This window comes from Streptomyces klenkii (genome assembly GCF_003626645.1).
Taxonomy (GTDB): Bacteria; Actinomycetota; Actinomycetes; order Streptomycetales; family Streptomycetaceae; genus Streptomyces; species Streptomyces klenkii.
On the sequence record NZ_RBAM01000013.1, the window covers coordinates 126,777 to 152,853 of the forward strand.

General features: G+C 73.5%; 23 protein-coding genes and 1 riboswitch. Of the genes, 13 read left to right on the forward strand and 10 right to left on the reverse strand.

Annotated features, from left to right (window positions below; translation table 11 throughout):
- Positions 1-317 precede the first annotated feature (317 nt).
- A riboswitch (FMN riboswitch) is annotated at positions 318-448 on the forward strand.
- A 167-nt stretch (positions 449-615) separates the two neighbouring features.
- The 12 genes from ribD (at position 616) to D7231_RS27440 (ending at position 11,033) form a co-directional block, all read left to right on the forward strand.
- Positions 616-1,782 (forward strand): bifunctional diaminohydroxyphosphoribosylaminopyrimidine deaminase/5-amino-6-(5-phosphoribosylamino)uracil reductase RibD, encoded by a 1,167-nt coding sequence (gene ribD, locus D7231_RS27385; RefSeq protein WP_120758233.1) that lies wholly within the window; start codon positions 616-618, stop codon positions 1,780-1,782.
- A gap of 2 nt (positions 1,783-1,784) precedes the next feature.
- Complete coding sequence (locus D7231_RS27390; protein ID WP_120758234.1) at positions 1,785-2,402, forward strand: riboflavin synthase; 618 nt, start codon at positions 1,785-1,787, stop codon at positions 2,400-2,402.
- Complete coding sequence (locus D7231_RS27395) at positions 2,399-3,049, forward strand: nicotinamide mononucleotide transporter family protein (RefSeq protein WP_120758235.1); 651 nt, start codon at positions 2,399-2,401, stop codon at positions 3,047-3,049. The genes D7231_RS27390 and D7231_RS27395 overlap by 4 nt, the downstream gene beginning before the upstream one ends.
- A gap of 91 nt (positions 3,050-3,140) precedes the next feature.
- On the forward strand, positions 3,141-4,457 hold the full coding sequence (locus D7231_RS27400; protein WP_120758236.1) for a bifunctional 3,4-dihydroxy-2-butanone-4-phosphate synthase/GTP cyclohydrolase II: 1,317 nt from the start codon (positions 3,141-3,143) through the stop codon (positions 4,455-4,457).
- A 37-nt stretch (positions 4,458-4,494) separates the two neighbouring features.
- The gene (gene ribH / locus D7231_RS27405; RefSeq protein ID WP_120758237.1) at positions 4,495-4,980 is read left to right on the forward strand and encodes a 6,7-dimethyl-8-ribityllumazine synthase; all 486 of its coding nucleotides are present in this window, start codon (positions 4,495-4,497) and stop codon (positions 4,978-4,980) included.
- A 34-nt stretch (positions 4,981-5,014) separates the two neighbouring features.
- Entirely contained in the window at positions 5,015-5,284 is a 270-nt protein-coding gene (locus tag D7231_RS27410; protein WP_106675003.1) for a phosphoribosyl-ATP diphosphatase, read from the forward strand.
- Between the two features lie 92 nt (positions 5,285-5,376).
- Positions 5,377-6,225, forward strand: a complete 849-nt coding sequence (gene hisG, locus D7231_RS27415; RefSeq protein ID WP_120758238.1) for an ATP phosphoribosyltransferase — start codon at positions 5,377-5,379, stop codon at positions 6,223-6,225.
- Between the two features lie 40 nt (positions 6,226-6,265).
- Positions 6,266-6,730 (forward strand): PH domain-containing protein, encoded by a 465-nt coding sequence (locus D7231_RS27420; RefSeq protein ID WP_241999949.1) that lies wholly within the window; start codon positions 6,266-6,268, stop codon positions 6,728-6,730.
- Between the two features lie 228 nt (positions 6,731-6,958).
- Positions 6,959-8,296, forward strand: coding sequence for a hemolysin family protein (locus tag D7231_RS27425; protein ID WP_194962038.1), 1,338 nt, complete (start codon positions 6,959-6,961; stop codon positions 8,294-8,296).
- Entirely contained in the window at positions 8,293-9,408 is a 1,116-nt protein-coding gene (locus D7231_RS27430; protein WP_120758239.1) for a hemolysin family protein, read from the forward strand. The genes D7231_RS27425 and D7231_RS27430 overlap by 4 nt, the downstream gene beginning before the upstream one ends.
- 204 nt (positions 9,409-9,612) lie before the next feature.
- Entirely contained in the window at positions 9,613-10,344 is a 732-nt protein-coding gene (locus tag D7231_RS27435; protein WP_241999950.1) for a polysaccharide deacetylase family protein, read from the forward strand.
- The gene (locus tag D7231_RS27440) at positions 10,341-11,033 is read left to right on the forward strand and encodes a DUF5995 family protein (protein WP_120758241.1); all 693 of its coding nucleotides are present in this window, start codon (positions 10,341-10,343) and stop codon (positions 11,031-11,033) included. Before D7231_RS27435 ends, D7231_RS27440 begins: the two co-directional genes overlap by 4 nt.
- A gap of 85 nt (positions 11,034-11,118) precedes the next feature.
- On the opposite strand, the gene D7231_RS27445 is transcribed toward D7231_RS27440, so the two are convergent.
- The 9 genes from D7231_RS27445 to fmt all read right to left on the reverse strand — a co-directional run bounded on the left by D7231_RS27445 (position 11,119) and on the right by fmt (position 22,844).
- Positions 11,119-12,819, reverse strand: coding sequence for a flavin monoamine oxidase family protein (locus D7231_RS27445; RefSeq protein WP_120758242.1), 1,701 nt, complete (start codon positions 12,817-12,819; stop codon positions 11,119-11,121).
- 70 nt (positions 12,820-12,889) lie between these two features.
- The gene (locus D7231_RS27450) at positions 12,890-13,699 is read right to left on the reverse strand and encodes a carbon-nitrogen hydrolase family protein (RefSeq protein ID WP_120758243.1); all 810 of its coding nucleotides are present in this window, start codon (positions 13,697-13,699) and stop codon (positions 12,890-12,892) included.
- A 223-nt stretch (positions 13,700-13,922) separates the two neighbouring features.
- Positions 13,923-14,378 (reverse strand): Lrp/AsnC family transcriptional regulator, encoded by a 456-nt coding sequence (locus tag D7231_RS27455; protein WP_030365350.1) that lies wholly within the window; start codon positions 14,376-14,378, stop codon positions 13,923-13,925.
- 165 nt (positions 14,379-14,543) lie between these two features.
- Positions 14,544-16,340 carry an amino acid permease gene (locus tag D7231_RS27460; protein ID WP_241999951.1) on the reverse strand — a complete coding sequence of 599 codons (1,797 nt, stop codon included), beginning with the start codon at positions 16,338-16,340 and terminating at the stop codon, positions 14,544-14,546.
- Positions 16,341-16,674: 334 nt separating this feature from the next.
- Positions 16,675-18,117: a GuaB1 family IMP dehydrogenase-related protein gene (locus D7231_RS27465; protein WP_120758244.1), complete on the reverse strand. Its 1,443-nt coding sequence runs from the start codon at positions 18,115-18,117 to the stop codon at positions 16,675-16,677.
- Positions 18,118-18,421: 304 nt separating this feature from the next.
- Positions 18,422-19,411 carry a sugar-binding transcriptional regulator gene (locus D7231_RS27470; protein WP_194962059.1) on the reverse strand — a complete coding sequence of 330 codons (990 nt, stop codon included), beginning with the start codon at positions 19,409-19,411 and terminating at the stop codon, positions 18,422-18,424.
- Positions 19,412-19,563: 152 nt separating this feature from the next.
- Positions 19,564-20,250, reverse strand: coding sequence for a ribulose-phosphate 3-epimerase (gene rpe / locus D7231_RS27475; RefSeq protein ID WP_120758245.1), 687 nt, complete (start codon positions 20,248-20,250; stop codon positions 19,564-19,566).
- 104 nt (positions 20,251-20,354) lie between these two features.
- Complete coding sequence (locus D7231_RS27480; RefSeq protein ID WP_120758246.1) at positions 20,355-21,779, reverse strand: RsmB/NOP family class I SAM-dependent RNA methyltransferase; 1,425 nt, start codon at positions 21,777-21,779, stop codon at positions 20,355-20,357.
- Between the two features lie 129 nt (positions 21,780-21,908).
- Entirely contained in the window at positions 21,909-22,844 is a 936-nt protein-coding gene (fmt, locus tag D7231_RS27485) for a methionyl-tRNA formyltransferase (RefSeq protein ID WP_120758247.1), read from the reverse strand.
- A gap of 269 nt (positions 22,845-23,113) precedes the next feature.
- On the opposite strand from fmt, the gene D7231_RS27490 reads away from it, so the two are divergent.
- Entirely contained in the window at positions 23,114-23,620 is a 507-nt protein-coding gene (locus tag D7231_RS27490) for a hypothetical protein (protein WP_120758248.1), read from the forward strand.
- Positions 23,621-23,869: 249 nt separating this feature from the next.
- Here D7231_RS27490 and D7231_RS27495 read toward each other — a convergent pair whose 3' ends face one another.
- Entirely contained in the window at positions 23,870-26,023 is a 2,154-nt protein-coding gene (locus D7231_RS27495; RefSeq protein WP_120758249.1) for a primosomal protein N', read from the reverse strand.
- Positions 26,024-26,077 lie beyond the last annotated feature (54 nt).

Consider the following 26,077-nt stretch of genomic DNA (forward strand, 5'->3'; position numbering starts at 1 on the left):
CTCAAAAGAGCGGTGCGTGGGGGGTGTGCGACGTGCTGTGGCCCGTGGTGCGCGCGTACCGCCGGGCCGTACTCCTCGGAGGTGTGGCAGAGGTTAAGAGGACTAGACCAGTGCGTCAATAGGTACGGACCAAGTCCGGAAAACGGAGTCCTCAGCTCCAGCGCGGCCGTCGCGGAAGCCCCGTCGCGAGCCGTGTCCAGTGCGTCACATCTCCGTGGACACCGCGCCGCGGCCCGGCGTAGGCTCGTCCCGTCGACCAGCGGTTTTCAGAAGCCGCCGGCCGGCCGCATGTAGCATGACCAGACATTTACGAAACGCAGCGCACTCCGGGGTCGGTGAAAGTCCGAACCGGCGGTTACAGTCCGCGACCCGTCCGCAGCCAGCGGCCGGTTGACCAGGTGAAATTCCTGGACCGACGGTTAAAGTCCGGATGGGAGGCAGTGCGCGGCGGGCACGCATCAGCACACCGTCGCAGGCGGTGGGCCCCTTCATCGGGCGCCCCCTCCCGTACGGCTCCGTCAAGGGCCGTGGTGTCCCCGCTGTGGCGTACCCGCTTCATATCGTCGTCCCGTACGACAGCCCCGGAGTCCGTGCCCGAAGAGGCAGGAGGACCCGGTGGCCACCGCGACCGAAGCAGACGCGATGCGACGCGCCGTTGCGCTCGCCGCTCGCGCCCTTGGCGCGACGAGCCCCAACCCCGTCGTCGGCTGCGTGATCCTCGATCCGCAGGGCGCCGTCCTGGGCGAGGGCCGGCACCGCCGGGCCGGCGGGCCGCACGCCGAGGTCGAGGCCCTCGCCGCGGCCTCCGCCGCGGGCCACGACGTGCGCGGCGGCACCGCCGTCGTCACCCTTGAGCCCTGCAACCACACCGGTCGCACGGGCCCCTGCTCCCAGGCCCTGATCGACGCCGGCATCGGCCGCGTCGTCTTCGCCATCGCCGACCCCACGGGCAACGCCACCGGCGGCGCGGCCGCCCTGCGCGCCGCCGGCGTCTCCACCGAGGGCGGCCTCCTCGCCCACGAGGCGGCCACCGTCAACATGGCCTGGCTCACCTCGGTCCGCCTCGGGCGCCCCTTCGTCACGTGGAAGTACGCCGCCACGCTCGACGGGCGCAGCGCGGCCGCCGACGGCACCAGCCGCTGGATCACCTCGGCCGCCTCCCGCGCCGACGTCCACCGGCTGCGCGCCGAGGCCGACGCGGTCGTGGTCGGCTCCGGCACCCTGCGCGCCGACGACCCGCACCTCGCCGTACGGGGGCAGCTCGTCGAAGAAGGAGAAGGAGAGGGAGAGGGAGAGGGAGAAGGTGAGGGCGCCGCGGTGCAGCCGCTGCGCGTCGTCGTCGACACCCACGCCTCCGTCAAGCCCGGCGCGCGCGTCCTCGACGACGCGGCGCCGACCCTGATCGCCGTCGGCGAGGACGCGGACACCGGCCACCTGCCGGGCGTGGACGTCGTCCGCCTGCCCCGCGCCGGGGCCGGCCGCGGCGGGCTGGACGTGCCCGCGCTGCTCGCCGAGCTGTACGGGCGCGGGGTCCGCTCCGTCCTGCTCGAAGGCGGTCCCGCCCTCGCCGGCTCGTTCCTCGCGGCCAAGGCCGTGGACCGCGTCATCGGCTATCTCGCTCCCGCCCTGCTCGGCGCCGGGCCGGCCGCCCTCGGCGACGCCGGCGTCGGCACCATCGCCCGGGCCCTGCGCCTCGAGGTGACCGACGTCGCCCGGCTCGGGCCCGACCTGCGGATCACCGCGTTCCCCACCACTTCCGCCACCGCCTCTGAGGAGAACTGACAGTGTTCACCGGAATCGTCGAAGAACTGGGCGAGGTCGTCTCCGTCGAGAACCTCGGCGACAGCTCCCTGTTCCGGCTCCGCGGCCCGATCGTCACCGAGGACGCCAAGCACGGCGACTCGATCGCCGTCAACGGCGTGTGCCTCACCGTCGTGGAGACCGCCGGCGGCGAGTTCACCGCGGACGTGATGGCCGAGTCCCTCAAGCGCTCCAGCCTCGGCGCCCTCGTCCCGGGCTCGCGCGTCAACCTCGAACGCCCCATGGCGCTCGGCGGCCGTCTCGGCGGCCACCTCGTCCAGGGCCACGTCGACGGCACGGGCACGGTGCTGGAGCGGATCCCCGGCGAGCACTGGGAGATCGTGAAGATCGGCCTGCCGGCGGAGCTCTCCCGCTACGTCGTCGACAAGGGCTCCATCACCGTCGACGGCATCAGCCTCACCGTGGTCGAGGCCGGGGCCGACTTCTTCACCGTCAGCCTCATCCCCACCACGCTCGAACTGACGACGCTCGGCATCAAGCAGCCCGGCGACCTCGTCAACCTCGAAGTGGACGTCCTCGCCAAGTACGTCGAGCGGCTGCTCGGCGGCGGCGCCGGCCCGGCCGGGGAGCCCGTCGCATGAGCGCCCTGAACTGGCTCACCGCGGAGGCGTTCAGCGCCTTCGGGCAGCACGTCATCTGGTCCGACCTGATCGGCAACAGCATCGGGCTCGCCGCCCTCGCCCTCGGCTGGCGGCGCTCCATATGGACCTGGCCCGTGCAGTTCCTCTCGGGCGTCGTCCTCGTCGCCGCGTACGCCTCCGCGCACCTCAGCGGCGGGGTCGGCAAGCAGCTCCTCGTCATCGGCGTGGCCGTGTGGGGCTGGCGGCAGTGGCACCGCGGCAAGCAGGAGGCGCAGGACGGCTCCATCGCCGTCCGCTTCGCCACCTGGCGCGAGCGCGCGGCACTGCTGGGCGGCACGGCGCTCGGCACCCTCGCCGTGGGCGGCCTCTTCACGGCCGTGCCGGAGCTGTCCTGGAACCCCTGGCCGGACGCGTACATCTTCGTCGGCACGCTCGCCGCGATGGTGGCCCAGGCCCGCGGGCTCATCGAGTTCTGGGTGGCCTGGCTGCTGGTCGACGTCGTGGGCGTCCCGCTCGCCTTCAGCAGCGGCCTCGCCTTCTCCGGCCTGGTCTACGTCTTCTACCTCGCCCTCGTCCTGTGGGGCATGCGCGACTGGTGGCTGCGCTCGCGCACCGGCACTGCCGCCCTGGAAGGAGCACTCTCGTGAGCGACGCGCGGGCGGCCGCCGGGCTGCTGCCGACAACGAAACCCGCACCTCTGCGCCGCCCGGGCGGAGAAGCGAACAAAGGAGTAGGGGCATGACCATTCTTGACGCCTTCGCCCCGGTCGGTGAGCTCGTCCTCGACCCCGTCGAGCGTGCCGTCGCCGACATCGCCGCCGGCCGGCCCGTCGTCGTCGTGGACGACGAGAACCGCGAGAACGAGGGCGACCTCGTCGTCGCCGCGGAGAAGGTCACCCCCGAGATCGTCGCCTTCATGATGAGCGAGTGCCGCGGGCTGATCTGCGTACCGCTGGAAGAGGACGACGTCGACCGGCTCGACCTGCCGCAGATGGTCGCGGACAACACCGAGTCCATGCGCACCGCCTTCACCGTCTCCGTCGACGCGTCCCGCGCGCACGGCACGGACACGGGCATCTCGGCCGCGGACCGGGCGATCACCATCCGGCTGCTGGCCGACCCGGCCGCCGTCCCGGGCGACTTCGTCCGCCCGGGGCACGTCTTCCCGCTGCGGGCCAAGCCCGGCGGCGTCCTGGTCCGCAACGGCCACACCGAGGCCGGGGTCGACCTGGCCCGGCTGGCGGGGCTGCGGCCCGCCGCCGCGATCGTGGAGATCGCCGGCGAGGACGGCGCGATGCTGCGGCTGCCGGAGCTGGTCCCGTTCGCCCGCAAGCACGGCCTGGCGATCATCTCCATCGAAGACCTGATCGCCCACCGCCGCGCCGTGGAGACGACGGCCGCCGACGTTCCCGAGGCGCCCGCGGTGCCCGGCGTGCGCCGCGAGGCCGTGACGCGGCTGCCCACCGCCTTCGGCGACTTCCGCGCCCACGGCTACCGCTCGGCGGCCGACGGCGTCGAGCACATCGCCCTGGTGGCGGGCGACCTCGGCGACGGCGAGGACGTGCTGGTGCGCGTCCACTCCGAGTGCCTGACGGGCGACGTGTTCGGCTCGCTGCGCTGCGACTGCGGCCCGCAGCTCCAGGCATCCATGGAGCGCATCGCCGCCGAGGGCGGCGTCGTCCTCTACCTGCGCGGGCACGAGGGCCGCGGCATCGGCCTGCTGCCCAAGCTGCGCGCCTACGAGCTCCAGGAGGACGGCCGCGACACGCTGGACGCCAACCTGGAGCTGGGCCTGCCCGCGGACGGCCGCGACTACGCGGCGGGCGCGGAGATCCTCGCCGACCTGGGCATCCGCTCGCTGCGGCTGATGACCAACAACCCCGACAAGAGCGCGGCCCTGGCCCGCCACGGGCTGACCGTCACCGGCCGGGAGCCCGTGCCCGTCCAGGCCGGGGAGCACAATCTGCGGTACCTGCGCACGAAGCGGGACCGCATGGGGCACGACCTGCCCTGGCTGGACGGCGCGCACGCCTCCGTCTGCACCACCAACCAGTGACCGGCACCGGAACACACCGAACGAGGAGAGTGGAAGAGTGAGCGGCAAGGGCGCCCCCGAGCTGAGTGTGAAGAACTGCCAGGACCTGCGCGTGGCCGTGATCGCCGCGCAGTGGCACGAGAAGGTCATGGACGGCCTGGTCGACGGCGCCCTGCGCGCGCTGCACGACCTCGGCATCGACGAGCCGACGCTGCTGCGGGTGCCCGGCAGCTGGGAGCTGCCCGTCGCCGCCAAGGTCCTCGCGGGCCGCGGCTACCACGCGATCGTCGCCCTCGGCGTCGTCATCCGCGGCGGTACGCCCCACTTCGACTACGTGTGCCAGGGCGTCACCCAGGGCCTCACCCGGGTGGCCGTGGACACCGGAGTGCCGGTGGGCTTCGGCGTCCTCACGTGCGACGACGACGAACAGGCCCTGGACCGGGCCGGCCTGGAGGGCTCGAACGAGGACAAGGGCCACGAGGCCGTCACCGCCGCGGTCGCCACCGCGGTGCTTCTCCGCTCGGTGTCCGAGCCCTGGCACTGACGGCGGGGGCGGACCCCGTAGGGTAGGACGCACCATGTCCAAGAAGACGTTCGAGGAGCTCTTCGCCGAGCTCCAGCAGAAGGCCACCGGCGATCCCGCCGTCTCCCGCACCGCCGAGCTCGTGGGCAAGGGCGTCCATGCCATCGGCAAGAAGGTGGTCGAAGAGGCCGCCGAGGTGTGGATGGCCGCCGAGTACGAGGGCGCCGACGCCACCGCCGAGGAGATCTCCCAGCTGCTGTACCACGTTCAGGTGATGATGGTCGCCCGCGGGATCTCGCTGGACGACGTCTACGCCCACCTCTGATCAGCACCGCCGCACCACTGCATCACCCCTGCACTACCGCACCACCCCGCACATCCCCAGCACCATCCTCACGCACAAAGGAAACCGACCTCATGCTGCGCATCGCCGTTCCCAACAAGGGTTCTCTCTCCGAGCCTGCGTCGGCGATGCTCCATGAGGCCGGCTACCGCCAGCGCAAGGACCGCAGGGAGCTCGTGCTGGTCGACTCGGCCAACGACGTCGAGTTCTTCTTCCTCCGCCCCCGCGACATCGCCGTCTACGTGGGCTCCGGCAAGCTCGACATCGGCATCACCGGCCGTGACCTGCTGCTGGACTCGGGCTCGCAGGCCGAGGAGATCATGCAGCTCGGCTTCGCCGGCTCCACCTTCCGCTACGCGACCCGGCCGGGCACGGCCGAGGACGTCAGCGAGTTCGGCGGCATGACGGTGGCCACGTCCTTCTCCGGCCTGGTCACCAAGCACCTCGCCGACAACGGCGTGGACGCCTCCGTCGTCCACCTCGACGGCGCGGTCGAGACGGCCATCCAGCTCGGCGTCGCCGAGATCATCGCGGACGTCGTGGAGACCGGCACCACCCTGCGCAACGCCGGCCTGGAGATCATCGGCGAGCCGATCCTGGAGTCCGAGGCCGTCGTCATCCGCCGCTCCGGCGCGCCGGCCGGCGACCCGAAGGTCCAGCAGTTCCTCCGCCGCATGCAGGGCGTCCTCGTCGCCCGCCGCTACGTGATGATGGACTACGACATCCGCGTCGAGCACGTGGAGCGCGCCGTCGCCCTCACCCCCGGCCTGGAGTCGCCGACCGTCTCCCCGCTGCACCACGAGGGCTGGGTCGCGGTCCGCTCGATGGTCCCGTCCAGCGACGCCCAGCGCATCATGGACGAGCTGTACGAGCTGGGCGCCCGCGCCATCCTCACCACCAACATCCACGCCTGCCGCCTCTGACCGGCCCGGCCCTTCCCACCCAGCGAGAGCCACCAGCGACGTGTCCACGCCCGTATCCCCGTCCGGCCCGCCCGGGCTCCCGGTCACCTTCCGCCCGACCCGCACCCGGGTCGTGCTGATGAGCCTGGGCACCGCCCTGCTCGTCGTGCTCACGGCGGTGTCCTTCCTGCTCGACGCGGCGACGGCCGGGGACCGGGCCTCCTTCATCGGCACCGGCCTGCTGGTCTTCGCGTTCCTCGGGCTGCTCAGCCGGCCCAAGGTGGTCGCCGCGCAGGACGGGGTCACGGTGGTGAACCTGACCACCAAGCGGCGGCTGGAGTGGGCCCAGGTCGTCCGCGTCACCCTGCGCCCGGGCGACGCCTGGGTCCATCTGGACCTGGCCGACGGCACGACCCTGCCGGCCATGGGCATCCAGCCCGGCATCGCCAAGGACCAGGCCATCGCCGACGCCCGGGCGCTGCGGGCCCTGGTGGAGGAGCACGGCACGGGGACCTCCGCCACCTGATCACCTGATCGCCACCTGATCGCCGGCAGGCAGGCCCGGCGGTGGGCGCGGTTCCTTGATTACTCTGGTGCCCACGGGCACACACGTGCCCCGTCCCGCACGAGGAACCGGCCGTGGCACGCCCGCACGGCCCGCGGGGCACCTGCGACCCGAGGAGTGACTCCCTCCGGCAATGGACGGATCGTCCTGTAGTACCCGCGCCGCCGCCCGCACCGTGGAGGCGGCGGCATGAGCATCACCGTGTCCCTGCTGCTGCTCGCAGCAGCGCTCCTCCTCATCCTCGCAAACGGCTTCTTCGTCGCCGCCGAGTTCGGCCTGGTGACCGTCGAGAAGCCGGAGGCCGAACGGGCCGCGGCCGGCGGCGACCGCCGGGCCCGCACCGTCGTCGCCTCCCTGCGCGAGCTCTCCTTCCAGCTCTCCGGGACCCAACTCGGCATCACCATCACCTCCTTGGTCGTCGGCATGCTGGCCGAGCCGGCCCTGGGCCGGCTGCTCACCGGGCCGCTGGCCACGGCGGGCCTGCCCGCCGGGGCCGCGCCGGGCGCCGCGGTCGTGACCGGCATGCTGGTGGCGTCCGCGGTGCAGATGGTCATCGGTGAGCTGGTGCCCAAGAACTGGGCGGTCTCCCGGCCCTTGCAGGTCGCGCGGTTCGTCGCCGGGCCGCAGCACGCCTTCGCCCACTTCTTCCGGCCCGTGATCACCCTGCTGAACGCGGTCGCCAACCGGCTCGTCCGGGCGCTCGGCGTCGAGCCCGCCGAGGAGCTGGCCTCCGCCCGCACCCCCGGCGAACTCGTCTCCCTGGCCCGGCACTCGGCGCGCGCCGGCGCCCTGGAGCAGGACACCGCGGACCTGTTCGTCCGCACCCTCTCCCTCGGCGACCTCACCGCGCAGCACGTGATGACGCCGCGCGTGAAGGTCAGCGCGCTCCAGTCCTCGGCGACCGCCGAGGACGTCCTCAACCTCACCCGTGCCACGGGGCTCTCGCGCTTCCCGGTCTACCGGGAGCGCCTGGACGACATCGTCGGCATGGTCCACCTCAAGGCCGCCCTTGCGGTCCCGTCCGGCGAGCGGCTGCGCACGCCGGTCGGGCGGATCTCCGTGCCGCCGGTGCTGGTGCCGGAGACGCTGCCGGTGCAGCCGCTGCTGGAGCAGCTGCGCAGCGAGCAGCCGATAGCCGTGGTCGTCGACGAGTACGGCGGCACGGCGGGCGTGGTGACCCTGGAGGACATCGTCGAGGAGCTCGTCGGCGAGGTCCGCGACGAGCACGACCACGAGGACGCCGACCGGCCCGAACTGGCCCCCGTGGCCTGCGAGGACGGGCGGGCGGCGTGGGAGGCCGACGGCGGCTGCCGGGTCGACGCCCTGCGCCGCATAGGCCTGGAGGCGCCGGACGGGCCGTACGAGACGGTCGCCGGTCTCGTCGCGGACCTGCTGGGCCGCATCCCGGCGGCGGGCGACGCCGCCGAGCTGCCCGGGTGGCGGATCTCGGTGCGCCGGGTCGCCCACCACCGGGCCGAGCGGGTGCGCTTCGCGCGCGCCCTCGCGGGCAGGGGGGAGGCGCGATGAGCGTCCTGCAACTCCTCTTCGCCGCGCTGCTGGTGCTCGCCAACGGCTTCTTCGTGGGCGCCGAGTTCGCGCTGGTGTCCGTGCGCCGCAGCCAGATCGAGCCGAAGGCGGCCGCGGGCTCGGGACGGGCCCGTACGGTCCTGACCGGCCTGGAGAACTTGCCGCAGATGATGGCCGCCGCCCAGTTCGGCATCACGGTCTGCTCGCTGACGCTCGGCGCGGTCGCCGAGCCGACGGTGGCGGCGCTGCTGGAGCCGGTCTTCGAGGCGGTGCGGATGCCCGCCGGGCTGATCCACCCGCTGGGGTACGTCATCGCGCTCGCGGTCGTGGTCTTCCTGCACCTGGTGATCGGCGAGATGGTGCCGAAGAACCTGGCCATGTCGGCGCCCGACCGGGCGGCGCTGTGGCTGGGGCCGGGGCTGGTGGCGTTCGCCCGGGTGTGCAGGCCGGTCACCCGGCTGCTGGGCGCGTGCGCGCACGGCGTGCTGCGGCTCTTCCGCGTCGAGCCCAAGGACGAGGTGGAGGCCGTCTTCACCAGTGAGCAGCTGACGCACCTGGTGGCGGACTCGCGCCAGGCGGGCCTGCTGGAGCGGGCCGAGCAGGAGCGCCTGGAGGACGCGCTGGAGCTGGGCAGCCGCCCGGTCACCGACGTCCTCCTCGACCCCGCGTCGCTGGTCACGGTCGACCCGTCCGTCACGCCCCGGCAGATCGAGGAGCTGACGGTGCGGACCGGCTACTCCCGCTTCCCGGTGTGCGCGGCGGGCGGCGCCGTCATGGGCTACCTGCACGTCAAGGACGTCCTGGACCTGGAGGACCGCGAGCGCGCGGTGCCGCAGCGGGTCTGGCGGCGGGTCGAGACCGTACGGGCCGAGCTGCCGCTGGACGACGCCCTGACCGTGATGCGCCGGGCCGCCTCCCATCTGGCCGCGGTCACGGACGCGTCGGGGCGGGTGCTGGGCCTGGTGGCGCTGGAGGACGTGCTGGAGAAGCTGGTGGGCGAGGTCCGCGACCCGGCCCACCGCCGCGCTCCGGTGCCCCCGGCGGCTCCGCGCTCCCGGCTGGCGGACCCGCGCGTCCCGGAGGAGCAGGAGGCGGAGGTCATGGCGGGCTGAGGACCGCCGGGCGGGCATGGCGGGCTGAGGACCGCCGGGCGGGCGCCGTATCGCCTGGGGCCGCGCCCGCGTTGAGCCGGTATGAGACCTTTCACCGGACCGGTTCCGCGCGGGCTGCTCGGTTGCACAGCGGCCCTGCTCGCTCTTGCGGCGCTCCTTCTGGGGGCGCAGCAGCGCCCGGCTCACGGGGCGCAACCGCGCCCCGTGAGCGAGCTCTTCGGCAGGAAGGTCAAGGTCCTGCCGGAGACCCGGCCCGTCGTCGCGCTGACGTTCAACGCGGCATGGGACGAGGCCGGGATCGGGGACGTCCTGGCGACGCTCCGGCGGGAAGGGGTGCCGGCGGCGTTCTTCCCGACCGGGCAGTTCGCCGAGCGGCATCCGGGGGCGGTGCGGGCCATGGCCGCGCAGGGGTTCGGGCTCGGCAATCATTCGTACAGCCACCCGTACTTCGACCGGCTGGACCCCGAGGAGACGGCCACGGAGGTGCTGCGGGCGGACCGGGCGATCCGCGCGGCGGGGCGGACGGAGCCGTTGCCGTTCTTCCGCTTCCCCTACAGCGCGACCACGCCCCGCGCAATCGTGGCGGTCAACGCACTGGGTTTCGCGGACCTCGAGTTCACGGCCGACACCAAGGGCTACCTCGGCGCGTCGCACGGCATGACCGTTGACGAGGCCGTGCGGCGGGCCCTGGACGCACTGAAGCCGGGAGCGGTGATCCAGATGCACGTGGGCAGCGACGACGGCGGGCCGGTGCTCGACGCGCTCGCGCTTCCGCGGATCGTCGCGGGGGCGCGGGCGCGCGGGTACGGCTTCGCGGACCTGCGCGCTTACACCGGCAGGGCATATGCCGGGAGGCCCTGCCCGTTCATCCGTTCCGGTCAACTACCGCACCCGCCCCCCTACTCTGCGTATTCACGTGTCACTCTGTGTGCATGACGCTGACTTGGGCGAAGCCCGCGGCGCCGGCCGGGATCGAGGACGTGCTGGCGCAGATGCGGATGCTGGACGGAGCGCTCCCCCCGCGGGACGGGGTGCATGTCTTCAACCGCGTGTATCTGTCGGTCACGCAGCGGGTCGGGGAGCATGCGGAGGCCGGAGGGTTCCGGGAGGGCGCGGCGGCCACGGAGCTCGCCGTGCGGTTCGCGGCGCGCTATCTGGCCGCCGTCGACCACGTGGCGGCGGGCCGCCGGCCGCCCGCGTGCTGGCAGCCGCTGTTCCAGCTGCGCGGCCACCCGGCCGTCCGGCCGCTGCAGTTCGCGCTCGCCGGCATCAACGCCCACATCGGGCACGACCTCGCCCTGGCCCTCGTCGACACGTGCCGGGCGCTGCGCCTCCAGCCGTACGCACTGGAGGCGGACTTCGACCGGGTGGGCGCCCTGCTGGTCGCCATGGAGGAGCGGATCCGCGAGGACCTCATGCCCGGCCCGGATCTGCTGGACGTCGCCGATCCGCTGACGCACCTGGTGGGTTCGTGGTCCCTCCAGGCGGCGCGGCGCGGGGCGTGGGCGTCCTTCCGCGCGCTGTGGGCGGTGCGCGGACTGCCCGACGTGGCCGAGGAGCTGACCGAGCGGATCGACGCGAGCATCGGGCTGGTGGGGCGCTGCCTGCTCACGCCCCTGGGGTGAGGACCCCCGGCTGGGGGGCCGGGGGTCCTCGGTCCGGGGAGGCCGCGGAGGCCGCGGAGGCCTCCGGGGGCTCGGAGGAGGAGGCTCAGTCCTCCGGGAGCTCGACCGGCGCGAGCTCGTCGTAGCGGTCGCCGGGGCCCGGGTTCGTCGGGTCGGTCTCGCCGCCGAACTGGTGCATGACGCCCCACACGGCGTTGAGCGCGGTCTGCACGGCGCCCTCGGCCCAGCCGGCCGTCCAGGAGATGTCGTCGCCGGCGAGGAAGAGCCCGCGCTTGTCCTCCGGCAGGCGGTCCTGCATGAAGTGCGTGAAGAGGCGCCGCTGGTAGCGGTAGTGGCCGGGCAGGTTCGCCTTGAACGCGCCCATGAAGTAGGGCTCGTTCTCCCAGGAGACGGTGACCGGGTTGCCGATGATGTGCTTCCGGATGTCGACCTTGGGGTAGATCTCGCCGAGCGACTTGAGCATGACCTCCAGGCGCTCGTTCGCCGACAGCGGCAGCCACTTGAGGCTGTCGTCGCACCAGGTGTACGAGAGGCAGATGACGGCCGGCTTGCCGGGCCCGTCGTCCAGGAGGTAGGTGCCGCGCGTCATCCGGTCGGTCAGCGTCATCGACATGACGTCCCGGCCGGTCTCCTCGTCCTTGTCCAGCCAGAACGGCCGGTCGACCGGCACAAAGAGCTTGGAGGACTCCATGTAGTGGGTGCGCTCCATCGCCGTCCAGTGGTCGATGGGGAACAGCGAGTCGTCGCAGGCGATCTTCGACAGCAGCATCCACGACTGGGCGGTGAAGACCGCCGCCTTGTACGTACGGATGTCGCCGGTCGCGTCGGTGACCGTGATGCCGTTGCCGGCCGTGCGGTGCAGGCGGGTCACGGCCGGGCGCGGGTCGCCGCCGTGCAGCGAGGACAGCGAGGTGCCCGGCGCCCAGTGGACGATCTTCTGCGGCTCGCGCGCCCACAGCCGCTCCGGGAGCTGCTGGCTGCCGCCGACGATGCCGCGGTGGTGGTCGTCCGCCTCGGTGTAGACGACGCGCAGGATCTCCAGGATGGAGTTGGGGAAGTCGGTGTCCCAGCCGCCCGTGCCGAAGCCGACCTGGCCGAAGATCTCGCGGTGCCGGAAGGACTTGAACGCCTCCGATTCGCACAGGAAGCCGTAGAAGGTCTGGTTGTCGAGCTTCTCGACCAGCTTCGCCCAGATCTCCCGGATGCGCGGCACGTCGCGCTCGCGCAGGGCGCGGTTCATGTCGGAGAAGTCCGCGCCCTCCTCCAGGCAGGCGTTCCAGGCGTCGGCGACCTCGCGGTAGACCGGCGGCAGGTCGTCGATGGTCTTCGCGTAGTGCGACTCGCCCTTGAGGTCGACGACGGTCGATGGGGTGTCGGGCGCCAGCGGGTTGGGGAACGGCTTGGTCTCCAGGCCGGCCAGGTCGATGTAGTACTGGAGCGCCGTGGAGCTCGGCGGGAAGCGCATCGCGCCCATCTCGGCGGTCAGCGAGGGGTCGCAGCCCTCGAAGCCGACGGTGCGCAGCCGGCCGCCGATCTTGTCGGCCTCGTAGACGACGGGCTTGAGGCCCATCTTCATCAGCTCGTAGGCGGCGATGATGCCCGACAGGCCGCCGCCGATGACGGCGACCTCGGTGCCGTGCTCGGTCGCCGGTATCTGACCGATCCCCGCGGGGTGGGCGAGGAAGTCGTCGTAGGGGAACGGGAAGTCCGGGCCGACCATCGTGATCGGCGGCAGGACCGGCTCCGACGGCTCGTCGTGGGCGGCGTTGGGCACCATGGACGTCATCGGCTGAACTCTCCTGCGGAAGTGGGGGTTGCGGCTCTGGGGCGCGGGACGGGGCGGTGCGGGGCGGGGGTCAGACGAGCGAGGTGTACAGCTCCGGCCGTCGGTCGCTCAGGTAGGTGTTCTCGGCGCGCGAGGCCTTCAGCAGCGCCGGGTCCACGTCGGCGGTGATCAGGTCCTCGCCGTGGCCGGCCCGCGCCCGGACGGTCCCGTCGGGGGCGGCGAGGCAGCTGAGGCCGGCGAAGGAGTACTCCCCCTCGTCGCCGCATCGGTTGGCGTAGGCGATGTACAGCTGGCTCTCCCAGGCGCGCACCGGGATCACGCTCTGCGGCACGATCTCGTACGGGCGCATCAGCGCGGTGGGCGCGAGCAGCAGCTCGGTGCCGGCCAGGGCGTGGGCCCGCACGGTCTCGGGGAACTCGACGTCGTAGCAGATCAGCAGGCCGAGGCGGAGGCCCGCGAAGTCCGCCTGCACGACGGGTTCGGTGCCGGGCCGGAAGTGGGCCGTCTCGTACGCGCCGAAGAGGTGGGTCTTGCGGTAGTTCGCGAGGCGGGCGCCGTCGGGGGCGACGAGCTGGAGCGCGTTGTAGAGCGTGGCCGGGTCATCCGCGTCGCGCTCGGGGTAGCCGTAGGCGACGGCCAGGCCGTGCTCGGCGGCGATCCGCGCCACGGCGCGGGCGCCGGGGCCGTCGGCCGTCTCGGCGCGGTCGGCGACGGCGGCGCCGAGGGCGTAGCCGGTGAGGAACAGCTCGTTGGTGAGCAGCAGCCGGGCTCCGGCGGCGGCGGCCCGGCGGGCGGCGGCGTCGAGGGCGGCGAGGCTGTCCGAGGTGGAGGAGGGAACGCCGGCGGGGCCCTGGTACAGCGCGATACGCGACGGCGTCATGCGGCCTCACTTCACCTGGTCAAAAGGGGGTGGCGCGGGTGCCCCTGCGGGGGCGCGCGTTAAGACGCCTTGACGGTACGGGCCGCCGTCATGACCGGACAAGGCTCGTCCGTTGCGCGAGGGTGAGTGATTCGTTGCGCCTTTCCGCGGTTTCGGCGCGATTCGTTGCGCGGCCCCTACCGAGGGGTAGGCGGGGCCCTTCACGGTCCGGGCAGCGCGAGGGTCAGGAGGGGGCGCCGGAGCTGAAGCGGCGGAGGAGGGGGGAGAGCACGAGCACCGACTTGGTGCGCTCGACGAACGGCTCCCCGGCGATGCGCTCCAGCACGCGCTCGAAGTGGCGCATGTCGGAGGCGAAGACCTGCACGAGGGCGTCCGCCTCGCCGGTGACCGTGGACGCGGACGCCACCTCGGGGTAGCGCGACAGGCCGCGGTGGATCGCCTCGGGCGAGGTGTTCCGGCGGCAGTAGATCTCGATGAAGCCTTCCGTCTCCCAGCCGAGCGCCGCGGGGTCCACGCGGACGGTGAAACCGGTGATGGCGCCCTCGGCGCGCAGCCGGTCCACACGCCGTTTCACGGCCGGCGCGGACAGGCCGACCTCGGCGCCGATGTCGGCGTAGGAGCGCCTGGCGTCTTCGGCCAGGGCATGCACGATGCGTTCGTCGAGCTCATTCAATCGCACGGCGGGTGGATCACATTTCTACGGGTAACCAGCTGCTGCTACGAGCAGTAGATCACGTCCCCGGCCGTGTCCCCGACCCGAACGCAGCACCACCGCCCCCGGACGGCCGGGGGCGGTGGTGCGGTTCTTCAGCGGTGAGGGGCCACTCGGCCGGCGTGGAGAGGGTTACTTCTCCTCGCCGGACTTCGCCTGCGCCTGCTTGCCGCGCGCCTTCTTCTGCGGCTTCGGGCGGCCCTTGCCGGCGGCCTTCGAGGCGGGCGTGCCCGCGGAGGCGGACGCCTTCTTCGCCGCCGTGGTCCCGGCCTTCGTGCCGGTCCTGGCTCCGGTCTTCGGGCCGGCCTTCACGCCCGCCTTGGCACCGGTCTTCGGGCCGGCCTTGGTCCCGGCCTTCGGGCCGGTCTTCGCGGCAGCCGCCGCCTCCGCCGCGGGGACGGCCTCGGCCACGACCACGTCGCCCGTGGCCAGCCGCGAGCGCCGCATCCCGTAGACGAAGTAGATCACCAGGCCGACGAGCATCCAGCCGCCGAAGACCTGCCACGTGATGGCGTCGAGGCTGAGCATCATGTAGACGCACATCGCGAAGCCCAGGACCGGGAAGATCAGGCCGAGCGGCACCTGCGCCCCGGCCACCCGGAAGCGCACGCCCGAGAACGGCACCCGGAAGCTGCGGTGCATGTCGGGGCGGGTGAAGCGCAGCACGATGACGGCGATGTTCACCAGGGCGAAGGCGAAGAGCGTGCCGATGCTGGTGGCGTCGGCGAGCTGGCCGAGCGGGACCGCGGCGGCCAGGACGCCGCAGAACAGCGAGACGATGACGGTGTTCGCCAGCGGCACGCCCTTGCGGTTGACCTTGGAGAAGGTCTTGGGGACCAGGCCGTCGCGGGACATCGCGAAGAGGATGCGGGTCTGGCCGTACAGGACGGTGAGGACGACGCTGGCGATGGCGATGACGGCACCGGCGGCGAGCAGCACGGCCCAGATGCTCATGCCGGTGACGTCCTTCATGATCCCGGCGAGCGCGGCCTCGGAGCCCTTGAAGTCGCCCCACGGCATGGCGCCGACCGCGACGGCCGCGACCAGCACGTACAGCACCGTGACGATCAGCAGCGACAGCATGATCGCCTTGGGGAGGTCCTTCTTCGGGTTCTTGGCCTCCTCACCGGCGGTGGAGGCGGCGTCGAAGCCGATGTAGGAGAAGAAGAGCGTGGCGCCCGCGGCGCTGACGCCGCCGAGGCCGAGCGGCATGAAGGGCGTGTAGTTGCCGGCGCGGATGCCGGTGAAGGCCACGGCGCAGAAGAGCAGCAGGGCCACGATCTTCACGCCGACCATGATCGTGTTGGCGCGGGCGCTCTCCTTGGCGCCGCCGATCAGGAAGGCCATGCACAGCAGCACGACGAGCAGGGCGGGCAGGTTGAAGATGCCGCCGTCCGTGCCGGGCGGGTTGGCCAGCGCGTCCGGGATGGTGACGCCGATCGTGCCGTCGAGGAGCTCGTTGAGGTACTGGCCCCAGCCGACGGCCACGGCCGCGACGGAGACGCCGTACTCCAGGATCAGGCACCAGCCGCAGACCCAGGCGATGATCTCGCCCAGGGTGGCGTAGGCGTACGAGTACGAGGATCCGGAGACCGGGATGGTGCCGGCCAGCTCGGCGTAGGACAGGGCCGAGAACAGGGCCGTGACGCCGGCGAGCACGAAGGAGATCACGACGGCGGGGCCGGCGTCGGGGACGGCCGAGCCGAGCACGACGAAGATGCCGGTGCCGAGGGTGGCGCCGATGCTGATCATGGTCAGCTGCCACATGCCGAGCGAGCGGCGCAGGGTGCCGCCCTCGCCCTGGCCGCCCTCGGCGACCAGGCGCTCGACGGGCTTGCGGCGCATCAGGCGGGCGCCGAAGCCGGTGGCGGGCGGCGGGGAGAGCCGCTTGTCACCGGTGACGGGGGGCGCGGTGCCTTGGTCCAACACGGGGTTGCTCCGTTCATGACCTGCCGGTCGGGGGATGCCGGTCAGGAAGCGGCGGCCCACGGCGGCACCCGGGGGGCGCTGGGGCATGACAGAGCAAACCCGTAGCGAGGGGGTACCGCCGAGCAAGCGGTACCCGCCACTCCACGTTCTGCGCAGACCCTACGAGGTCAGGGCCCGCGCTCGTAATGCACCATTCTTGCGTATGCCCGGCTGATCATTGCGTCCGGGGGTCCAGAACGGGCGATCGTTGCACGTCGCGTTATGAATCGGTACATGGGCAACGAAAAAGGGGCGCGACCCGGCGAACCGGATCACGCCCCTTCCGGGGTGCGGACTACTGCCAGCTGGCGTGCAGCGGCTTGCCCTCGGCGTAGCCGGCGGCGCTCTGGACGCCGACGACGGCACGCTCGGCGAACTCGGTCAGGGAGCCGGCGCCCGCGTAGGTGCAGGAGGAGCGGACGCCCGCGATGATCGAGTCGATCAGGTCCTCGACGCCCGGGCGGGCCGGGTCGAGGAACATGCGCGAGGTGGAGATGCCCTCCTCGAACAGGCCCTTGCGGGCGCGGTCGTAGGCGGACTCCGTGGAGGTGCGGTTCTGCACGGCGCGCGCGGAGGCCATGCCGAAGGACTCCTTGTAGGAGCGGCCGTCGGCGGTCTGCTGGAGGTCGCCCGGGGACTCGTAGGTGCCGGCGAACCAGGAGCCGATCATCACGTTGGACGCGCCGGCGGCCAGGGCCATCGCCACGTCGCGCGGGTGGCGGACGCCGCCGTCGGCCCACACGTGCTTGCCGTACTTCTTCGCCTCGGCGGCGCACTCCAGGACGGCGGAGAACTGCGGGCGGCCCACGCCGGTCATCATGCGGGTGGTGCACATGGCGCCCGGGCCCACGCCGACCTTGATGATGTCCGCGCCGGCCTCGATGAGGTCGCGCACGCCCTCGGCGGCGACGATGTTGCCCGCGACGATCGGGACCTGCGGGTCGAGGCCGCGGACGGCCTTGATCGCGGCGATCATCGACTCCTGGTGGCCGTGCGCGGTGTCGACGACGATCGTGTCGGCGCCGGCCTCCAGCAGGGCCTTGGCCTTGCCCGCCACGTCGCCGTTGATGCCGACGGCGGCGGCGATGCGCAGCTTGCCGTCCGCGTCGGTGGCGGGGGTGTAGAGCGTGGCGCGCAGGGCGCCCTTGCGGGTGAGGATGCCGGCCAGGCGGCCGTCCTTGTCGACCGCGGGGGCGAGCTTGCGGTGGGCGCCGTCGAGCTGGTTGAAGGCCTCGCGCGGGTCCATGTCCGCGTCGAGGAGCAGCAGCTCCTTCGACATGACCTCGGACAGCTGGGTGAAGCGGTCCACGCCGGTCAGGTCGTGCTCGGTGACGACGCCGACGGGGCGGTGGTCCGCGTCGACGACGACGCCGGCGCCGTGGGCCCGCTTGGGCAGCAGGGACAGCGCGTCGGCGACGGTCTGGGAGGGGCTGAGGACGATCGGGGTGTCGAGCACGAGGTGGCGGCTCTTGACCCAGGAGATGACCTCGGTGACGACCTCGATCGGGATGTCCTGCGGGATGACGACGATGCCACCGCGGCGGGCGACGGTCTCCGCCATGCGGCGGCCGGCGATCGCGGTCATGTTGGCGACGACGAGGGGGATGGTGGTCCCGGTCCCGTCCTGGGCGGAGAGGTCCACCGCCTGGCGGGAGCCGACCGCGGAGCGGCTCGGCACCATGAACACATCGTCGTACGTGAGGTCGTACGGCGGCTTCTGGTCATTAAGGAAACGCATACTGGCTCTCTCACCTGCGATTTTACGTACGGAGCGGGTGGGGAGTCAGACCGGGCCGAGGCCGGATCGGGCTGAGGTTCCTGGACCCATCATCCACGATTGCGGGGCGTCGTGGCGAACTGGCGTGGCATTCTGTGACTTCGGCCAAGCGCTCCGGACGAGCCCTGTGGCTTCGCCCGAGGCGTCCGGCTTGCCTGCTTTTACGCCGTACGGTGCCCGCTGGAGCGGGAACGCGCCCTGAAAAGGAAGAAGCGGACGCCGTGCCCGTCGGCACGTACGCCCGCTCCACGCCGTTCGTGACGGCCTACGACCCGTCCGGGTCCGCCCGGTCGAGTGCCGGGCGGGGGCCCGGGCCCGTCTCGCTGAGGAGGTAGTCGGCGGCCGTGGTGTCCGTGACCAGGCTCGTGACCAGCCCGGACCGCAGCACCGCGCCGATCGCCGCCGCCTTGCGCCGGCCGCCCGCGATCGCGACGACCTCCGGTATCCGGCGCAGCCGGTCCGCCTCGACCGTGATGCAGCGCTCGCCCAGGTCACGGCCGATCCGGCGGCCCTCGGCGTCGAAGAGGTGCGCGGACATCTCCGCGGCGGCGCCCAGCGACGCGTAGTGGGCCCGCTCCTCCTCCGTCAGCATGTCGTAGACGGTCGAGATGCCCGGCGCCCACGAGCCGATGGAGACGGCCGCGACCGTCACCTTGTCGAAGTAGTCGAAGGCGCGGGCGATGCCCGTCTGGCCGCGCAGCGCGGCGGCCGTGGCCGGGTCCGGCAGCAGCATCGGCGCGTAGATCGGGTGCGCCTCGCCGCCGGAGACCTGCGCGGCGCGCCGCACGGCCTCCACCGAGCCGCGCTCCGCCGTGCCCGCGTCGTAGACGCCGGTGAGCTGGACGACGGTGCACGGCGGCAGCCGGTGCAGCGCCGCGGCCATGTGAATGGTCGAGCGGCCCCAGGCCAGGCCCAGCACATCGCCCTCGTGCACCAGCTCGCCGAGCAGGTCCGCAGCCACCTCGCCGAGGTTCTCGGGGTCGGGCGCGTCGTCCGCGGCGTCGGCGGGCGACTCGACGACCACCGCGTGGCGCAGGCCGTAGCGGGCGCGCAGCGCGTCGGAGCGCTCCGCGTCCAGCTCGGCGGGGACCCGGATCTCGATCCGCACGAGATCGCGTTCGAGCGCCGTCTCCAGCACCCGGGCGACCTTGAAGCGGCTCACGCCGAACTCCTCGGCGATCTGGATCTTCGATTTGCCCTCGAGGTAGAAGCGGCGGGCCATGGCCGCCGCCTGCACCAGCTCGGCGGGCCCCATCGGCGTGGCTGAACGGCCCGTCGACACCACCGTCTCCTCACTGTTCTCACACTGTTCGAGCTTGGACTCCACCGTCATCCTGTCAGAAACGGCGGTCCTTGATCAGACCCTGACCTTCGCGCTCAGCATTTCGGGCGAGCGCGGCGAGCCGCTCAGTGCCCGCAGGCCCGGGCCGCACCGGCCGCCACGCGCTCCGCCTGGGCGCGCAGGCCCCGTACGGCCGCCGCCGGGTCCTCCGTACCGTAGACGGCGGATCCGGCCACGAACACGTCCGCTCCGGCCTCCGCGCACCGCTCGATCGTCTCCGCCGAGACCCCGCCGTCGACCTGCAGCCACATCTGAAGGCCGTGCTTCGAGATCAGCTCCCGGGTGCGGCGGATCTTGGGCAGCATGATGTCCAGGAAGGCCTGGCCGCCGAAGCCGGGCTCGACCGTCATGATCAGCAGCATGTCCAGCTCGGGCAGCAGGTCCTCGTACGGCTCGATCGGCGTCGCCGGCTTCAGCGCCATCGACGCGCGGGCGCCCTTCGCCCGGATCTCCCGCGCGAGCCGCACCGGCGCGGCGGCGGCCTCCGCGTGGAAGGTCACCGACCCGGCGCCGGCCTCCACGTACTGCGGGGCCCAGCGGTCCGGGTCCTCGATCATCAGGTGGCAGTCCAGCGGGGTGTCCGTGGCCCGGCTCAGCGACTCGACGATCGGCACGCCGAGGGTGAGGTTGGGGACGAAGTGGTTGTCCATGACGTCGACGTGGAGCCAGTCGGCGCCCTTGACCGCCTCCGCCTCGTCGGCGAGGCGGGCGAAGTCAGCGGACAGGATGCTGGGGTTGATCTGCGCGGCCATGCCTTAAGCGTGCCATGCCCACTGCGCTCAGTTGTGCGGGGGCCTCCCCAACGGGGAGGCGAGGGCACGCCGCGCCCTCGCCCTTCCGGAGCCGGAGCGCGCCGCTACGCCGTGCGCCGGAGCAGCGCCAGGTACATCGCGTCCGTGCCGTGCAGGTGGGGCCACAGCTGGACGTCCGGGCCCTCGCCCAGGGCCGGAACGCCCTGCATGTGCGGACGCGCGTCGATCCACTCCGCGCTCACGCCGTCCCGCTTGAGCACGTCGTCCACGACGGCCTTCGTCTCCGCCGGGTGCGGCGAGCACGTCGCGTAGCCGACGACGCCGCCGACCCGCACGGCACGCAGCGCCTCCCGCAGCAGGTCGCGCTGGAGCGGGGCGAAGCCCGGCACGTCCTCCGGGCGGCGGCGCCAGCGGGCCTCGGGGCGGCGCCGCAGGGCGCCGAGACCGGTGCAGGGCACGTCGACGAGGACGCGGTCGAAGACGCCCTCGCGCCACGGCGGCCGCGTGCCGTCCGCGGCGATGACCTGGTACGGACCGGGGTTCCCGGCGAGCGCCCGCTCGACCAGGCGGGCCCGGTGCGGCTGCTTCTCGGAGGCCAGCAGCGCGGCCCCCCGCTCGGCGGCCAGCGCGCCCAGGAGCGCCGCCTTGCCGCCGGGGCCGGCGCAGCCGTCGAGCCAGCGGGTGTCCGGACCGTCCACCGGCACGGACGCGAGGGCGAGCGCGACCAGCTGGCTGCCCTCGTCCTGAACGCCGGCCCGGCCCTCCCGTACGGCGTCGAGCGCACCCGGCTCGCCGCCCTCGGCGAGCCGTACGGCGTACGGCGACCAGCGGCCCGGCAGCGCGGAGTCCTCGCCGACGGCCGCCAGCAGCTCCTCCGGGGTGGAGCGGCCCGGCCGGGCGACCAGCGTGACCTCCGGCCGCTCGTTGTCGGCCTCCAGCAGGTCCTCGATGCCGGCGCGGCCGCCGCCGAGGGCGTCCCACAGGGCGGAGACGACCCAGCGCGGGTGCGCGTGCACCACGGCGAGGTGCTCCTCGGGGTCGTCCTCGTACGGCGGGGCGACCTTCTCCAGCCACTCCTCCATGTCGTGCGCGGTGATCTTCCGCAGCACGGCGTTCACGAACTTCGCCCGCCCGTCGCCGAGCACGACGCGCGCCAGCTCCACGCTGGCGGACACCGCCGCGTGCGGCGGGATGCGCGTGCCGAGCAACTGGTGGGCGCCGAGGGAGAGGACGTCCAGGACCGGCGGGTCCACCTCGCGCAGCGGCCGGTCGACGCACGCCGCGATGATCGCGTCGTACGTCCCCTGGCGGCGCAGCGTGCCGTAGACCAGCTCCGTGGCGAGCGCGGCGTCGCGCGCCTCGAAGTCGCCCTTCTCCCGGGCCTTGCGCAGCAGCGGCGGCAGGACCAGGTTCGCGTACGCGTCCCGCTCGTCGACCGCCCGCAGCGCCTCGAAGGCGAGGATCCGCACCGGGTCCTTCTTGGGCCGGCGGTAGGGCTTTGCGGGGCGGCGGGCGGGACGGTCGTTCACGAAAGGTGCTCCGGGGCTGTGGTGGCGAAGGTGTCCAGCCTACGCTCTGCCCTCTGCGCTCCGCCTTACGCTCTGTGCTCCGCTTTACGCTCTGCGCCCCGCGTCCACGCTTTGTGCCCCGCGCCGCCCTCAGGCCGCGCCGAGCCGCTCGCCTGCGGCGATGCGGACGCCGCGGGCCCAGTCGGCGGCCTTCATCGGCTTCTTGCCCTGCGGCTGGACCCACTGGAGCTCGACCGCGTGGGAGCCCGTACCGACGTGCACGGAGTTCTTCGCGGCGCCGATCTCGCCGGGGGCGAGGCCCGCCCGGTCGGGGGTGGGCGCCACGGACATGACCTTCAGGCGCTCGCCGCGGAAGAGCGTCCAGGCGCCAGGCGCCGGGGCGCAGCCGCGGACCACGCGGTCCACGCGGAGCGCCGGGGCCGACCAGTCGATCCGGGCGTCCTCGACGTTGATCTTCGGGGCGAGGGAGACGCCCTCGGCGGGCTGCGGCACGGCCTTCAGCGTGCCGTCCTCGATGCCGTCCATGGTCGCGGCGAGCAGCCCGGAGCCGGCGAACGCGAGCCGGGTCAGCAGGTCGCCGCTGGTGTCCGTGGGCCGCACGTGCTCGGTGACCACGCCGAAGACCGGGCCCGAGTCCAGGCCCTCCTCGATCAGGAAGGTGGAGGCGCCGGTCATCTCGTCGCCCGCGAGGATCGCGTGCTGCACGGGGGCCGCGCCGCGCCACGCCGGCAGCAGGGAGAAGTGCAGGTTGACCCAGCCGTGCGCGGGGATGTCCAGGGCGGCCTTCGGCAGCAGCGCGCCGTAGGCGACGACCGGGCAGCAGTCCGGGGCGATCTCGCGCAGCCGGGCGAGGAAGTCCTCGTCGCGCGGGCGCGCCGGCTTGAGCACCTCGATGCCGGCCTCCTCCGCGCGCTCGGCGACGGGGCTCGCGACCAGGCGGCGGCCGCGGCCCGCGGGGGCGTCGGGCCGGGTGACGACGGCGACGACCTCGTGGCGGTCCGAGGCGAGCAGGGCGTCGAGGGCGGGAACGGCGACCTCGGGGGTGCCGGCGAAGACGAGCCTCATGGGTGGCGAACTACCTCTCCTCGAGCGCCGAGCGGAACGGCCCACCAGTCTAAGGGGCCTTTGGCCCGGGGGGCGTACGGACAGTCACGCGCCTCATTCCGGCGGATGTGCGCCCCCATACCGTGACCCGGTGGCCCATGGCGCGTTGTGGTCAAGAGAGATTGACCGAATGGCGCCGCCGCCGCGGGACTCTTCCGTTGCTCGTCGGCCGTCGCGTCAACTCTCGTCATTTTCCGTCCTTTTACCCCGCCGGTCCGAGAGGCTTCTTCATGGCCGACCACGCAACCCACGACGCCCAGGCACGGGCCAGCCTGCATCTGTTGGTCCGGGACATCGAGCGGGTCCGCAGGCAGGTGGACGCCCTGCGCACCCTCACCGCTCAGCTGGGCAACGTCTACCGCCCGCGGCGCACCGGCCCCTCGGCCGGCTTCGTCGTCTACGGGCGGGCTCCCGCGCCGACGGTACGGCTGGCGCAGGAGCTGCGGGACAGCGTCGAGACCCTGGTGACGGCCGCGGTCGACTTCGACCGCTCGCTGGGCTTCTCGTGGGACGCGGTGGGCTCGGCGCTCGGGGTCACCAAGCAGGCGGTGCACCGGCGTTACGGGGCGCGCCGTACGAACGGGGCCGCATCCGCGGAGGCCCCGGAGGCGGTCCGGACGGCGGAGCCGTCGCCGGTCCCGGTCGTCCCGGCGGCCCGCACCGTCCCGGGCCAGACCCCACCCCCCGCCCACCGCGAAGAACGCCCCCCGGCCTTCCCGGGCCCCCGCAACGGCTAGCCCTGCGGGCGGCGGACCCGGCATGCCCGGTGCCGGGCACGTCACTTCCGCCGCGGGACGGGTCGCCGTCGCGGCGGGAGCCCAAGAGCCCCGGCACCGCGCGCCCGCCGCAACGGCGAGCAGCCGAGCACAACGCCACCGGCGGTGCCGCGCCCACCCCGGGCCGGAACGGCGCCGCCGGCCCGCACCGCGGTGGATCCCAAAGGCCGGAGCCCGGAGACCGTTCGGGTCCCCGCCGGAGGCGAGCCGTCAGCCGATGTCCGGAGGGTCGACCCGTAGGCGGACCGGTTCGCCGTCGCGGCGGGCGAGCCGGGTCGCCTGGGCCGTCTTGAGGGCCGCGGCCAGGGCCGCGCCGCGGCCGGGGCGGACGCGGAGGAGGGCACGGTCCCACCGCTCCCCCGGCGGCGGATCGCCGGGCCGCCGCGGGCGGCCCGCGGCCGTCACGGGCAGGGGCACCGGCCCGAGCACCTCCGCATCCTCCGGAAGCTCCGCCGCCGCGAGCAGATCGGCGACATCCCCCGGCGGCCCGGAGACGGACGCCATCCGGGACACCGGCGGGAAGCCGAGCTCGGCCCGGTCGGCGAGCTCCCGCATCGCATGCCCGGCGGGATCCCACCGTACGAGCGCCTGCACGGGCCGCAGCGTGGGCTCCGCGACCACGACGACGACCCCGCCGTCCTCCTGCCCGCGCACGAGCGCCGCCGCGGACAGCCAGCGCCGCAGCGCCTCCTCCCCCGCCCGCAGGTCGGGGAAGCCGAGCAGCGCCCAGCCGTCGAGCAGCAGGGCCGCGGCATAACCGCCCTCGGCGACGGGTTCCGCCCCGGGGGTGGAGACCACGATCGCGGGCCGGTCGGGCACCGTGTCGAGGATGTGATCCCGCCCGGAGGTCCGTACGGGCACGGACGGGAACGCCCGGCCGAGCTCCTCGGCGGTGCGCCCCGCGCCCACGACCCGGGCCCGCAGCCGGGAGCCGCCGCACTCCGCACAGTGCCAGCCCGGGGGCGCGTCCTGGCCGCACCAGCCGCACCGCAGCGCGCCGTCGGCGTCACCGGCCTCCAGCGGCCCGGCGCAGTGCCCGCACCGGGCGGGCTCGCGGCACCTCTCGCAGCCCAGGCGGGGCACATAGCCGCGCCGCGGCACCTGGACCAGCACCGGCCCGTGCTTGAGCCCCTCGCGGGCGGCCTGCCAAGCGTGACTGGGCAGCCGGGCGGCCCGCGCCGCCGCATCACGGGAATCGTCGACGTCGCCGACGGTCCGCACGGCGGGGGCGACGGCCCGCACGGTCTCACGGGCGGCGGCGAGCGGCAGGGCCCAGCCCGTGTTCACGAGCTGCGCGGCCTCCACCGTGCAGCCGAAGCCGCCGAGCAGGAACGCGGCCTTCTCGTGCACCGCACGCTGCACGAGCACCTCGCGGGAGTGCGGATGCGGGGCGTTCTGCGCGCTGTGGCTGGAGTCGCCGTCGTCCCAGACGGCGACGAGCCCGAGGTCCCGTACGGGCGCGAACATCGCCGCCCGCGTGCCGACCACGGCCCGCACCGAGCCCCGGCTGACCGCGAGCCAGCGGCGGTACCGCTCCTCGGGCCCGAGCTCGGCCGTCAGCAGCACGTGCCGGCCCTCCCCCAGGAGCTCCCCGAGGGCGGCGTCGACGCGCACGGCGTCCCGCCCGTCCGGCACGACGACCAGCGCGCCGCGCCCGGACGACAGCGCCGCCGCGGCAGCCCGCGCGAGCTCCTGCGGCCAGTGCGGGCCGGGCAGGGCCGTCCACACGGCCCGCGGGGTGTCCCCCCGGGCCACGGCGTCGAGGAACGCGGTCCCGGTGGGATACCGCACCCAGCTCCCGGGCTCCGGCGCCCCCGGCGGCGGCAGCGGCGCGGGCGACGGCTCGGCCTCGATGCGGGCGTGCCGGGGCGGTACGGCCAGCTGGAGCACGTCGGCGAGCGAACCGGCATACCGGTCGGCGACCGCCCGGCACAGCTCGTACAGCGCGGGACTGAGCACCGGCTCCGGCGAGAGCACCTGGGCGATCGCGGCGAGCGGCCCCTGATAGTCGGACTCGGCCACCCGGTCGACGATGTACCCGTCGAGCAGCCCGCCGCCTTCCCGGCGCCCCCCGCGCACATTGCGCGTCCCGGCCCCGAAACGCACCCGCACCCGCACGCCCGGCAGGGCGTCGGCGTCGAGCTCCTCGGGCACGGCGTAGTCCCACAGCCGGTCCAGGTGGACGGGGCCCTTGTCGACGAGCACGCGCGCGACGGGCAGCGTCTTGGCCAGCGGCGCACCCCGCCACGTGCGCGGCTTGGCCTTGGGCGCCTTGGCCTTCGCCTCGCGCACGCTCTCCCGGATGAGCGCAAGCTGCTCCCCGTGCTCCGGGACCCCGCCGCTCCGCCCGTTCTCGCTGCTCACAGCCACAGTCCTACCAGACCCCACTGACAACGCCGGGCGGACTGGATTTCCAGC